This is a genomic window from Kribbella endophytica (genome assembly GCF_054781295.1).
In genome coordinates this window covers 1,789,062-1,801,535 of sequence record NZ_BAAGUR010000001.1, presented here as the reverse complement: position 1 = coordinate 1,801,535, position 12,474 = coordinate 1,789,062, and the positions used below count along the sequence as shown (strand labels likewise).

Genomic DNA, 12,474 nt, shown 5'->3' with positions numbered 1-12,474 from the left:
CTCAGGAGCCTTCGTCGGCGAGCTGCTGGTCTTCTCGGTCCCACAGGCAGTGAGCAGAAGAAGGCTTGCGGCCAGCAGCACCGCCGTACGGGCGTGTCTCACGCGGGGACCTTGACCAGTTTGGCGGCCAGGTCGGGGTCGGTGGGGCCGGTGCCGTAGGACGGGCACCACTGGGCGATGGGGCAGGCGCCGCAGGCGGGCTTCTTGGCGTGGCAGCGGCGGCGGCCGTGGAAGATCAGGCGGTGGGACAGCATCGTCCAGTCCTTCTTCGGGAACAGCGCGCCGATCAAGTGCTCGACCTTGACCGGGTCCTCCTCCGTGGTCCAGCCGAAGCGGCGGACCAGGCGGCCGAAGTGGGTGTCGACGGTGATGCCGGGGACGCCGAACGCGTTGCCCAGTACGACGTTCGCGGTCTTGCGGCCGGTGCCGGGGAGCTTGACCAGTTCCTCCAGCGTGCCCGGCACAACCCCGTCGTAGTCGTCCACGAGCGCCTGGCCGAGCTTCAGCAGGCTGTTCGTCTTGGCGCGGAAGAACCCGGTCGGCTTGAGGATCGTCTCCATCTCCTCGCGGTCGGCCTCGGCGTACGCCTGCGCCGTCGGGTACCGCGAGAAGAGCGTCGGCGTCACCTTGTTCACCGTCACGTCGGTGGTCTGCGCCGACAGGATCGTCGCCACCAGCAACTCCAGCGGCGAGGTGAAGTCCAGCTCGCAGTGCGCGTCCGGGTAGGTGTCGGTCAGCACCTTGTGCATCTTCCGCGCCCGCCGGACCAGCTGCGTCGGCGTCTCGTCGACGTACACCGGAGCCTTCCGCGGGAGCTTCACGGGCGGGTGCAGAACCGGGGCCGGAACCGGGTGCGGATTGGGGTCCGCGACGCGCTGGGTCATGCAGGCCAGCCTACGTGCGGCACTCCACTCGATATCCGCGGCTCGTCAGTCCGGTACGGCGGTCAGCGGCGCGGTGCGCAGCGGGACGCTGATGGTGAGGTGCCGCCCGCCGGGGTGCGGGACCGGTGGGTCGATCGCGTTCAGCCGGATCGCCAGCTCGTCCAGTACGCCGACCGTCGAGCGGAGATCCGTGATCGCCGTACCGTCCGGCGGCAGCATCCGCTCCGCCTCGGTCGGCGGGTCGTCGCCGAGGTAGCGCGCTGTATCCGTCCCCACGAGCCAGCAGGCCAGCGAGATCCGCACGTGTCCGAGCGCCGGGATGCTGACCCGTACGTCGCCGTAGTAGGAGGAGCCCTCGTCGGCGATCCGAGCCGTGGTCGCGTGCTCCTGCCCATCGGCCTCGCCCGGCAGCAACTCCCGTACGGCGGCCTCGACCTTGGTGGCGAGCATGTCGTCGTAGGAGGACAGCCCCGGCCGGTCCTGCTGCGGCGCCCACGCGCTCGCCCATGCATCGCCCGCCTCGACGCGAGCCTGGGCGAACTCGACGGCGGTGCCGATCCGGGCCTGTTCGACGAGCAGATCGATCACGCCACGCATCCGGCCCTCGTCGCCGTACCAGGTGCTGTACGCCGCATGCTCAGCCAACGCCGCAGGGACGTCCTCTGCGTCGGCCAGCACAGCAGCCCACCAGGTCAGACCGGCCATCCGATCACCACCGCCGGCCAGCTCGGCAAGCTCGTCTAGCCGCCGCAACCGACCGAGCGCCCGCACCAACTGATTCCCGAAGATCCGGCCCGCCCGCAGATCGCCGGCCGCCGGGGGCCGGTCGGCGCCAGTCGGCTTCCCGGCATCAGCCGCCGGCGCGGCATCCGTCACTTGCTGGTCGGCCACAGCCGACCGGCGGCACAGTTCGTCGATCTCACCCTGGTCGGCCAAGTACGCGGCGAGCACTTCGACCGACGGACCTTCACCAGCGTCAGCACGCGCCCGGAGCTCGTCCACCAGCCCATGCGCCGCCCGCAACCGAGCCGCCCTCCTCGGCGCACCACGCTGGTCCGACGCGTCCAGCACCTTCAGCGCCTCGTCAACCCGTCCCCGGCCCGTCAGCAGCTCCACCAGCAGGTCCGGCGCCGCCCGAGGCCCGTCCCGCAACACAGCAATCGCTTCATCCTGCCGCCCGTGGTCAGCCAGCAGCCGAGCCAGCTCGTACCAGTCCTGCTCCGCACCACTCGCCTCAGCCCGCCCCCGCAGTACAGCGACCGCCTCCTCGACCCGGTCGAGCCCAGCGAGCAGCTCGGCCAGCTTCCCGTCGGCGTACGGGTCACCAAGGCTCCTGAGCTCGTCCACCCGCTCCTGCCGGACCAGCAGCCCCACGAGCAGATCCCGAGCACGGGTGTTCCCAGCAGCGACGTACGGCCGAAGCTCCTCGACCCGCTCCAGCCGACCGAGCAACTCGACCAGCAGCCCAGTCGCGTACTCGTCGCCGGCAGCGAGCGCCGTCAGCTCCTCCACCTCCCCCTGCTTGGCGAGCGTCTGGATCAGCAGCACCCGGGCCTCGTCGTCACCACCGTCAGCGAGCGGCCGCAGGTCGTCAGCCCGCTCCTCAGCCCGAAGCGTCGCCAGCCGAACCGAGTTGTCGGCCAGCGAGCGCAGCTCATCGGTCCGACCGAGCTCACGCAGCAGTGTCAGGAGCCTGGGCCGATCAGCAGGCAGCCGGCTCGCCTTCAGCTGCTCGACCGCCTCGTCGAGCTGCCCGTTCAGGAGGAGGTCGTCGATCGCCGTCGTCTTCTCCGGCGGGTAGATGCCGATGTTCAGCCCACGAGTGAGCTGGACGAGCTCCGCGCCTCGTTCGCCGACGAACTGCCGCAGCCGGGCCTGATCGGCGTCCGGATCGGCTTCGAGCAGCCGGATCGCCTCGTCCAGGCGGCCGTACTTGCGGAGCAGGAGAACCAGTACGCCGCGATGCTTCGCGTCGTCGACGCCGCGCAGCAGGTCGGCGGCCCGATCGACCTCCCCCTGCTCGGCCAGCAGCCACGCCTCACGGATCACGTCCGGGCCCTGCTCGACCGGACCCTTGGCGCCTGCGAACCGTCTCCTCAGCCAATCGAGCACGCCTCATCCTGCCCCGTGCGGGCGGCCGTCGTACGGGCTCCTCGGCGCGTCCCGGGCGACCTACGTGGCGGTTCCGTGACCGGAGGAAGTACGGTTTTGAGGCGGCCGGGTGCTTTCTGCCCGGCGCCGAGGGGGCTCGCAGCCCCTTTCGAAGCTTGCAGTAGAGGTCCGAGGAGGCCATTTCGTGGACGCCGCAGTGCTCCGACAGGCACCGCTGTTCAGTCAGCTCGACGAGGAGGCAGCGACCGCGCTCGCCGCGTCGATGACCGAGAATCGGCTGCGTCGCGGCCAGGTGCTGTTCCACGAAGGCGACTCCGGCGACCGGCTGTTCGTCGTCGTCGAGGGCAAGGTGAAGCTCGGCCGGACCTCCGCGGACGGCCGGGAGAACCTGATCGCCGTGCTCGGCCCGGGCCAGATGTTCGGCGAGCTGTCGCTGTTCGACCCGGGACCGCGCTCCGCGACCGTCACCGCCGTCACCGACGCGTCGATGATGTCGCTGACCCACGACGAGCTGCTGCGCTGGCTCGCCGGGCGTCCCGAGGTCGCCCGCGGTCTGCTGCTGCAGCTCGCGTCCCGGCTGCGCAAGGTCTCCGACGTCGTCGCGGACCTGGTGTTCTCCGACGTACCGGGCCGTGTCGCCAAGGCGCTGCTCGACCTCGCCAGCCGCTTCGGCCGTACGGCGGACGACGGCGTCCACGTGCACCACGACCTCACCCAGGAGGAGCTCGCCCAGCTGGTCGGCGCCTCCCGCGAGACCGTCAACAAGGCCCTCGCCGACTTCGCCTCCCGAGGCTGGGTCCGCCTGGAGCCCCGCTCGGTCGTCCTCCTCGACGTAGAACGCCTCCAGCGCCGAGCCCGCTGACAGTGCGGGCGCCGGGCCCGGCGCCCAGCTGTCGATCCGCCGTACGGGTAACACGCCGGGCCGCGCCCGGCTTTGCCACTACGCCGTACCTGCACCCACGCCGACCGCACCAGCCCAGCGCCCGCCTCTGCATACCGCTGCAATTTGGTGGGTTAACCCATGCACTTGCCCGTTGGCCCACCGGAATTCGATGGGCCAACGGGCTATTTGGTGGGTTGGCCCATCAAACGACAGAGGGGCCGAGCGGCTGCCGCAGGCGTGGGCGGACCATGTGAACGGGGTCAGGCTGCGGCGCGGTGAGCTCGGTTGAAGGCTTGGCGGATGTGCGCGCTGACGCGATCTGGTGTCGCGAGATCGGACCAGGTCACTCGGACGATCTCCAGGCCCAGCCCGCGGAGCCGATCCTCACGCAGCTTTTCGCGAACCAGTACGTCGGCCGACCCTGCGGCGTACTTCAGCAGGCCGTCGAACTCGATCACCGTGGACAGCTCCGGAAAGTAGAAGTCGACCCGCCCGACGAAGCCCGCCGCGTCCTCGAAGGACGCCTGCAGCACCGGGCGCGGGAGCCCTTGCTCGTGCATCAGCACCCTCAGCCGAGACTCTCCAACCGACTCCGCAGCTGGATCGCAGAATGCCAACGCCCGTCGGGCCGTCGTACCGCCTGGCCAGAACTCCGTGACATCGCGCAACCGGTCGAACTCCAGCCGATGGTTCTCGCTCGTTCGGCTGACGGCGTCCGCAGCGACGACGGCTGCCTCGAAGGACGCCGTGCACGCCGCTTCGACCACGGCTCGCGCCGGTGTGGTGGCAAGGATGCCGTCGAGCAGTGTCAGATCAGCTGGGTCGAGGAGGCCGCGATGATGCCGTACGCCGGCCGCCAGTCCGGTCCGCTGATCGCTCAGCCGGGTCAGATGTGCCTCCGCCAGGTCCATGCCCCAGATCGGGACGTCGTGCAGTACCAGCGCCGACTGGTGGCTCACGGCAACGCTGCCGGGCCTCATCGAGTTCAGGGCCGCGTACACCAGGCGGCGGTGCCGGATCAGCCGCCGATCCCACGCGGTTGTCGTACTCAGGTCGACAGCCGCGGCGTACTGGCCGTGGCGGACTCGCTCCCACCGTCCATCGCCCAGGCGGTGCGCGATCTGGCGAGGCGAATAGCCACATGACAGCGCCTGACGCCGGCTGAAGACCCCGCCCTGGCGTCCGGCCAGTCTCGTCAGTTGGGCATCCATCACCCCAGGGTCGGCGAAACCGCCCGGTCCCCGCTGGGTCCTGTGGTCCTCCTGTGGACAACCGCCAACCATCTCCTGGGTCGGCCCACGAAATGGACCGTTGGCCAGCGGTATTTCGGTGGGCCAACGGGCCAGACGGTGCGTTAACCCACCAAATTGCTCAAGGCTCTGGAGTTGGGCCGAGGGCTGCGGCTGGGGTGGGAGCGGGACCGAGGGCTGGAGCTGGACCGGGCTGGGCCGGGATCGGGAGTTGAGGTGATGCCGGAGTCAGGCGTTGGGATGGTGCCGGGGTCAGGCGTTGGGATGGTGCCGGGGTCAGGCGGTGGGATGGTGCCGGGGTCAGGAGTTCAGATAGTCGAGCTGGGCTCGGACTGAGCGTTCGGCGGCAGGCCAGAGGGATTTGTCGACGTCGGCGTAGACGTTCTCGACGATGGCTTCCGCGGTGGTGTGGCCGGCGGCTACTGCGGCGCGGACCTGGGCGAGGCGGTCGCGGCGGTGGTCGAGGTAGTAGGTGAGGACGCCGGCCGGGTCGTCGATGACCGGGCCGTGGCCGGGGAGGAGACGGGCTACGCCGGCGGGTGAGTTGGCGAAGGCTCGGAGGCTTTCGAGGGAGTCCAGGTAGGGGCCCAGGGCACCGTCCGGGTGGGCGACGACCGACGTGCCGCGGCCGAGGACGGTGTCGCCGGTGAGCAGCGAGCCGTCCTGCGGGAGCCAGAAGCAGACCGAGTCGAGCGTGTGGCCGGGGGTCGGGAGGACCTCGATCCGCAGGTCGCCGGCGCCGATCACGTCGCCTTCGGACAGGCCGTGGGCGTGGTCGGTCGGGATCCTGTACGCCGGGTCGACGGCGCGGACCGGGCAGTTGGCCTGGTTCGCGAACCAGGCGGCGCCCTCGGAGTGGTCGGGGTGGTTGTGGGTGAGCAGCACCGTCTCGACGGTCGCGCCGGCGGCCTGGACGGCGTCCAGTACGGCGCGCAGGTGCTCCTCGAGCAGCGGGCCGGGGTCGACGACGACGGCCCGGTCGGAGTCGGGGGCGCGGAGGATCCAGGTGTTGGTGCCGTCGAGCGTCATCGGGCCCGGGTTCGCGGCGAGCACGCGGGCGGCGTACGGGGTGATCTGCTCGGCGGTCATCACGCCTCCGGGGTCTCGAGGTAGGCCTGGTCGTTCTCCACCCGCACGGTCGGCTGCACCGGGGTGATCCGGCGGTCGGTGGCCGAGGCCAGTACGGCGGCGACGTCGGCGTACGGGGTGATGTCGCGGCAGCACAGGTACGTCGGGGGCAGCATCAGCATCTGGCCGGCGTCGACGGCCACGACTGCGTCGGCCGGGCGCATCCAGGCGACCTGGTCGGACTCGCTGGTCACGTCGCGGGTGACCTGGCCGGGTGGGAGCGCGGCGACGAAGAAGCGGGTGTCGTAGCGGCGCGGCTCGAACTCGGGGGTGATCCAGTGCGCCCAGGGGGCGAGCAGGTCGGCCCGCAGCACCAGACCGCGGCGGTGAAGGAACTCGGCGAACCCCAGCGAGCGGTCCTCGAGCGCTACCCGGTCGGCCTCCCAGTCGGCGCCGGTGGTGTCGCTGACGACGGTCTCGGTGGAGGGGCCGGCGAGCAGGACGCCGGACTCCTCGAACGTCTCCCGTACGGCGGCCGCGACGTACGCCGCGGCTGTCTCAGCCGAGCACCCGAGACGCTCCCCGAACCACTCGGGCTTCGGGCCCGACCAGGAGTCGGCGATGCTCGAGTCGGTCGCGTCGACGCGTCCGCCGGGGAAGACGGTCATCCCCGCCGCGAACGCCATCGACTGCTGCCGTCTGAGCAGGTAGACCTCGGGTCCTGCAGAGGTGTCCCGCAGCAAGATGACCGTCGAGGCAGGCCGAGGCTCACTCGGAGTCAGCCCCTCCCGCACATGAGCAAGAGCCACCTCCGCCATCCGCCCGGACAGAAGCTCAGACCTCAGATCACGCACTACTCGTACCCTCTCTGACTGCTGTTCCCCTGCCCGGCGTACGGCGTACAGGTCAGGCGACCTCGACGATGAGTTCTACCTCTACCGGGGCGTCCAGCGGGAGGACCGGGACGCCGACGGCGCTGCGGGCGTGCTGGCCGGCCTCTTCGAAGACCTGGCCGAACAGCTCGGAGGCGCCGTTGGCGACCTGGGGCTGGCCGGTGAAGTCCGGGGTGGAGGCGATGAACGCGACGGCCTTGACGATGCGCTTGACGTTCGCCAGGTCGCCGATCTCGGCCTTGACGGCGGCCAGGGCGTTCAGGGCGCACTGCTGGGCGCACTCGGCGGCCACCTCGGGGGTGACCTCGCCGCCGACCTTGCCGGTGGCGATCAGGGCGCCCTCGCGCAGCGGCAGCTGGCCGGAGGTGTAGACCAGATTGCCGGTCCGGACCGCCGGGACGTATGCGGCGACCGGCTTGGCGACGTCGGGCAGCTTCAGCCCGAGCGCGGCCAGGTTCTCCTCGGGGTGGCTCATGACTGGGTGATCTCCCGCTTGAAGTAGGCGACCAGGTTCTCCGGGTTCAGCCCCGGGACGACCTGGACCAGCTCCCAGCCGTCCTGGCCGAAGTTGTCCAGGATCTCCTTGGTCGAGTGGACCAGCAGCGGCGCGGTGAAGTACTCGAACTTCTTCATGAGGTGGACTCTAACGGGCGTCGTGGACGGTGTGCTGTGGGCCACGTCCTACGCTGGGGACCATGGCGAGGCTGCATGTGGTGACCGGCAAGGGCGGCACCGGGAAGACGACAGTGGCAGCCGCCATGGCGCTCTCACTGGCCGACGAGGGCAAGCGGGTGCTGCTCGTCGAGGTCGAGGGGCGCCAGGGACTGGCCCAGCTGTTCGACGTACCTCCACTTCCGTACGTCGAGCGCCGGATCGCCGTCGGCCCCGCGGGCGGTGAGGTCTACGCGCTCGCGGTCGACGCCGAGGCCGCGCTGCTGGAGTACCTCGACATGTACTACCACCTCGGCCGCGCCGGGAAGGCGCTCGACAAGGTCGGCGCGGTCGACTTCGTCACCACGATCGCGCCCGGCCTGCGCGACGTGCTGCTGACCGGCAAGGTCTACGAGGCGACGCGGCGCAAGGCGCACGGCAGGCTCGCGTACGACGCGGTGGTGCTGGACGCGCCGCCGACCGGCCGGATCGGCCCGTTCCTGAACGTGAACCACGAGGTCGCCGGCCTGGCCAAGATGGGCCCGATCCGCAACCAGGCGGACGCGATCATGGGCATGTTGCGCTCGGACGTGACCCGGATCCACCTGGTCACGCTACTGGAGGAGATGCCGGTCCAGGAAACCCTGGACGCGGTCGGGCAGCTCGAGGCGCTGGACCTGCGGATCGGTTCGATCGTGGTCAACATGGTCCGGCACAGCCCGCTCGACGACGAGATGCTCGCCCTTGCGGTGAAGGAGAAACTGCCCGCCGCCGAGCTGGCGCGCGGCCTGAAGGCGGCCGGGATCTCGTCCAGCAAGCAGATGGTGAGCACGCTGGCGGCCGAGGCGCGCGACCACGCCGTACGGATCGGCCTGGAGCGGGAGAACCGCGACCGGATCGATGCCCTGGGCAAGCAAGTGACCGAGCTCGGGCTGGTCCCGGACGGGATCGATCACGGCGCCCTGTTCGACATGGCCGAGGAGCTGCGCGGATGACCTCCCTGGACCTGGACGCCCTGATCGACGACCCGAAAACCCGGATCGTGGTCACCTGCGGCGCGGGCGGGGTCGGCAAGACCACGACCGCCGCGGCGCTGGGGCTGCGGGCGGCCGAGCGCGGCCGGAAGGTCGTCGTACTGACGATCGACCCGGCGCGCAGGCTCGCGCAGTCGCTCGGGCTGACCGAGCTGGACAACACCCCGCGCGCGGTCAAGGACGTCGACGGCGCGAACGGCGGCAGCCTCGACGCGATGATGCTCGACATGAAGCGCACCTTCGACGAGGTGGTACTGGCGCACGCGACGCCGGAGAAGGCCGAGCAGATCCTGGCCAACCCGTTCTACGTCGCGCTGTCGTCGTCGTTCGCGGGCACGCAGGAGTACATGGCGATGGAGAAGCTCGGCCAGCTGCACAAGCACGCCGAGAAGACCGGCGAGTGGGACCTGATCGTGGTCGACACCCCGCCGTCGCGCTCCGCGCTGGACTTCCTGGACGCGCCCGAGCGGCTGGCCTCGCTGCTGGAGGGCCGGTTCCTGCGGCTGCTGCTCGCGCCGGCTCGCGGTCCGCTGCGGCTGATGTCCGCGGGGGTGAACCTGGCGATGTCGGTGATGAACAAGGTGCTCGGCGCGCAGGTGCTGACCGACGTCCAGACGTTCGCGGCGGCCTTCGACACGCTGTTCGGCGGGTTTCGGGAGCGGGCGGAGAAGACCGTCGCGCTGCTCCGGGAGCCGCACACGGCGTTCCTGGTCGTGGCCGCGCCGCAGAACGACGCGCTCCGGGAGGCCTCGTACTTCACGGACCGGCTGCGCGAGGAGCGGATGCCGCTCGCGGGCGTCGTACTGAACCGCGTGACGACCACGCACGCTCCTGACCTGTCGGCCGAGCGGTCCCTGGCGGCCGCGGAGAAGCTGACCGAGGCGGAGAAGTCGGAGCTGACGGCCGCCGTACTGCTGCTGCACGCGGACCGGATGCAGCAGGTCGTCGGCGAGACCAAGCGCGCCGACCGGTTCCGCCGCGGCCACCGCTCGATCGCGACCGTCGACGTCCCGGCTCTGCCCGACGACGTCCACGACCTCACCGGCCTCCGCACGATCGGCGACCTGCTGACCGCTTGATTTCACCGTCAGCGAACTCGAAAGCCCTCGGGAATGACCAGGTCACGTCCACCGTTGAGCCTGTCAGACTCAATCTTCAAGTGAGGGTGTGACAGCGTGACTGAGACGTTGAATCTTCCTGTTCTGCCGTTGGACGACGTCGTGGTCCTGCCTGGAATGGTCGTGCCGGTTCGGCTGGCCGACACCGAGGCCCGGGCTGCGATCGACGCGGCGCAGGCGTCCGGACAGGACAAGGTGCTGCTGGTACCGCGCCTGGACGGCAAATATGCGAAGGCCGGGACGCTCGGCGAGATCGAGCAGATCGGCAGGCTGCCGGGCGGAGCCCAGGCAGCGGTGATCCGGGGTACCGCCCGGGTCCTGATCGGCGCCGGGACCACCGGTCCGGGTGCGGCCCTGTGGGTCGGCGCCACGGTGCTGAACGAGATCACCGACGCACAGTCGGCGGAGCTCTCCCGCGAGTACAAGACCCTGGTCACCAGCGTGCTGGAACGGCGCGGTGCCTACCAGGTGATCGACTCGGTGAAGCAGGTGAACGCTCCGGCCGAGCTGGCCGACCTGGCCGGCTACGCGTCGTACCTGAACGACGCCCAGAAGCTGGAGCTGCTGGAGAACGCGAACGTCACCGAGCGGCTGACCAAGCTGATCGGCTGGGTGAAGGACCACCTGGCCGAGCTCGAGGTGTCGGAGTCCATCCAGAAGGACGTCCAGGAGGGGATGGAGAAGCAGCAGCGTGAGTTCCTGCTTCGCCAGCAGCTCGCGGCCGTCCGCAAGGAACTGGCCGAGCTGGACGGCAAGGCCGAGTCCGAGGAGGAGGACTACCGCGCTCGCGTCGAGGCGGCCGACCTGCCCGAGCACGTCCGCAAGGCCGCGCTCGCCGAGGTCGACAAGCTGGAGCGGACCGCGGAGCAGTCCCCCGAGGTCGGCTGGATCCGCACCTGGCTGGACACCGTGCTCGAGCTGCCCTGGAACGAGCGGACCGAGGACGGCTACGACATCCGTGAGGCCAGGGCGATCCTGGACGCGGACCACGCCGGCCTGGACGACGTGAAGGAGCGCATCACCGAGTACCTGGCCGTACGGCGTCGCCGCGCGGACCGTGGACTCGGAGTGGTCGGTGGACGCCGCAGTGGCGCCGTACTGGCCCTGGTCGGTCCTCCTGGTGTCGGCAAGACCTCGCTGGGCGAGTCCGTGGCCCGTGCGATGGGCCGGAAGTTCGTCCGGGTCGCACTCGGCGGTGTCCGGGACGAGGCCGAGATCCGTGGTCACCGCCGGACGTACGTCGGTGCGCTGCCGGGCCGGATCGTCCGGGCGATCACCGAAGCCGGTTCGATGAACCCGGTGGTGCTGCTGGACGAGATCGACAAGGTGGGCGCGGACTACCGGGGCGACCCGACCGCGGCTCTGCTGGAGGTCCTGGACCCGGCACAGAACCACACCTTCCGGGACCACTACCTGGAGGTCGAGCTGGACCTGTCCGACGTGGTCTTCCTGGCCACGGCGAACGTGCTCGACTCGATCCCGGCTCCGCTGCTGGACCGGATGGAGCTGGTGCAGCTGGACGGGTACACCGAGGAGGAGAAGGTCGTGATCGCTCGCGACCACCTGCTCCCGCGGCAGCTCGAGCGGGCAGGTCTGACCGCCGAGGAGGTCGTCGTCGAGGAGTCGGCGCTGCGCCTGCTCGCCGGCGAGTACACCCGCGAGGCCGGCGTACGGCAGCTGGAGCGGTCGATCTCCCGCGTACTGCGGAAGGTGACGGCCAAGCTGGCGCTCGGTGAGGACCTCGGTGGATCGGTGACGGTCGCCGCGGACAACCTGAAGACCTACCTGGGGTCGCCCAAGTTCACGCCGGAGTCGGCGGAGCGGACGGCGCTGCCCGGAGTGGCGACGGGCCTGGCCGTGACGGGTGCCGGTGGTGACGTGCTCTTCATCGAGGCGTCGCTGGCGGACAAGGAGACCGGTCCGACCGGTGTCACGCTGACCGGTCAGCTGGGTGACGTGATGAAGGAGTCGGCGCAGATCGCGCTGTCCTACCTGCGCTCGCACGGCGCGGAGCTGGGACTGCCGGTCGGTGACCTGGCCGAGCGCAACACCCACATCCACGTACCGGCCGGAGCGGTCCCGAAGGACGGGCCGTCGGCGGGTGTCACGATGACGACCGCGCTGGCGTCGCTGCTGTCCGGACGGCCGGTCCGCTCGGAGGTCGCGATGACCGGTGAGGTGTCGCTGACCGGCCGGGTGCTCCCGATCGGTGGCGTGAAGCAGAAGCTGCTCGCCGCCCACCGGGCCGGACTGACCACGATCCTGATCCCGAAGCGCAACGAGCCGGACCTGGAGGACGTCCCCGCGTCCGTCCTGGCGGAGCTGACCGTTCACCCGGTGAGCGACGTCCGCGAGGTGCTGGAGCTGGCTCTGGTCCCCGCACAGGTCGACGCGCGGCAGTACGCCGCCTGATCGATCCCGGTCCGCCGGCCCTCGTGGCCGGCGGGCCGGAGCAGGAATCCCCTGACGGCCGACCGACCCACCTGTCCCGGTGGATCGGTCGGCCGTCCTCCTTTCGGATGATTTTTCGCGGCAGGGTTGGGGCTGTACGTCGTACGGGCTGCTTTGCGTGCGCTGCAGA

11 protein-coding genes are annotated in these 12,474 nt (G+C 70.4%); 4 read left to right on the top strand and 7 right to left on the bottom strand.

Annotated elements, in window-relative coordinates:
- Nucleotides 1-98: 98 nt before the first annotated feature.
- Together nth and ACYVIO_RS08660 are read right to left on the bottom strand one after the other, a co-directional pair.
- Nucleotides 99-884, bottom strand: coding sequence for an endonuclease III (gene nth, locus ACYVIO_RS08665; RefSeq protein WP_460650133.1), 786 nt, complete (start codon nt 882-884; stop codon nt 99-101).
- Nucleotides 885-929: 45 nt separating this feature from the next.
- Complete coding sequence (locus tag ACYVIO_RS08660) at nt 930-2,996, bottom strand: hypothetical protein (RefSeq protein WP_460650132.1); 2,067 nt, start codon at nt 2,994-2,996, stop codon at nt 930-932.
- 184 nt (nt 2,997-3,180) lie between these two features.
- Here ACYVIO_RS08660 and ACYVIO_RS08655 point away from each other — a divergent pair, with 184 nt between their 5' ends.
- The gene (locus ACYVIO_RS08655; RefSeq protein WP_460650131.1) at nt 3,181-3,858 is read left to right on the top strand and encodes a Crp/Fnr family transcriptional regulator; all 678 of its coding nucleotides are present in this window, start codon (nt 3,181-3,183) and stop codon (nt 3,856-3,858) included.
- 281 nt (nt 3,859-4,139) lie between these two features.
- Here ACYVIO_RS08655 and ACYVIO_RS08650 read toward each other — a convergent pair whose 3' ends face one another.
- The 5 genes from ACYVIO_RS08650 to ACYVIO_RS08630 form a co-directional block, all read right to left on the bottom strand.
- Nucleotides 4,140-5,090: a type IV toxin-antitoxin system AbiEi family antitoxin domain-containing protein gene (locus ACYVIO_RS08650; RefSeq protein WP_460650130.1), complete on the bottom strand. Its 951-nt coding sequence runs from the start codon at nt 5,088-5,090 to the stop codon at nt 4,140-4,142.
- 339 nt (nt 5,091-5,429) lie between these two features.
- The gene (locus ACYVIO_RS08645) at nt 5,430-6,218 is read right to left on the bottom strand and encodes an MBL fold metallo-hydrolase (RefSeq protein WP_460650129.1); all 789 of its coding nucleotides are present in this window, start codon (nt 6,216-6,218) and stop codon (nt 5,430-5,432) included.
- On the bottom strand, nt 6,218-7,015 hold the full coding sequence (locus ACYVIO_RS08640; RefSeq protein ID WP_460650128.1) for an NUDIX hydrolase: 798 nt from the start codon (nt 7,013-7,015) through the stop codon (nt 6,218-6,220). The genes ACYVIO_RS08645 and ACYVIO_RS08640 overlap by 1 nt, the downstream gene beginning before the upstream one ends.
- A gap of 88 nt (nt 7,016-7,103) precedes the next feature.
- On the bottom strand, nt 7,104-7,565 hold the full coding sequence (locus ACYVIO_RS08635) for a RidA family protein (RefSeq protein WP_460650127.1): 462 nt from the start codon (nt 7,563-7,565) through the stop codon (nt 7,104-7,106).
- Entirely contained in the window at nt 7,562-7,723 is a 162-nt protein-coding gene (locus ACYVIO_RS08630) for a DUF4177 domain-containing protein (protein ID WP_184801652.1), read from the bottom strand. The genes ACYVIO_RS08635 and ACYVIO_RS08630 overlap by 4 nt, the downstream gene beginning before the upstream one ends.
- A 62-nt stretch (nt 7,724-7,785) precedes the next feature.
- On the opposite strand from ACYVIO_RS08630, the gene ACYVIO_RS08625 reads away from it, so the two are divergent.
- The 3 genes from ACYVIO_RS08625 to lon all read left to right on the top strand — a co-directional run bounded on the left by ACYVIO_RS08625 (nt 7,786) and on the right by lon (nt 12,305).
- On the top strand, nt 7,786-8,736 hold the full coding sequence (locus ACYVIO_RS08625; RefSeq protein WP_460650126.1) for an ArsA-related P-loop ATPase: 951 nt from the start codon (nt 7,786-7,788) through the stop codon (nt 8,734-8,736).
- Nucleotides 8,733-9,854 (top strand): ArsA family ATPase, encoded by a 1,122-nt coding sequence (locus tag ACYVIO_RS08620; protein ID WP_460650125.1) that lies wholly within the window; start codon nt 8,733-8,735, stop codon nt 9,852-9,854. The genes ACYVIO_RS08625 and ACYVIO_RS08620 overlap by 4 nt, the downstream gene beginning before the upstream one ends.
- Nucleotides 9,855-9,950: 96 nt before the next feature.
- The gene (gene lon / locus ACYVIO_RS08615) at nt 9,951-12,305 is read left to right on the top strand and encodes an endopeptidase La (RefSeq protein WP_460650124.1); all 2,355 of its coding nucleotides are present in this window, start codon (nt 9,951-9,953) and stop codon (nt 12,303-12,305) included.
- Nucleotides 12,306-12,474: the final 169 nt, after the last annotated feature.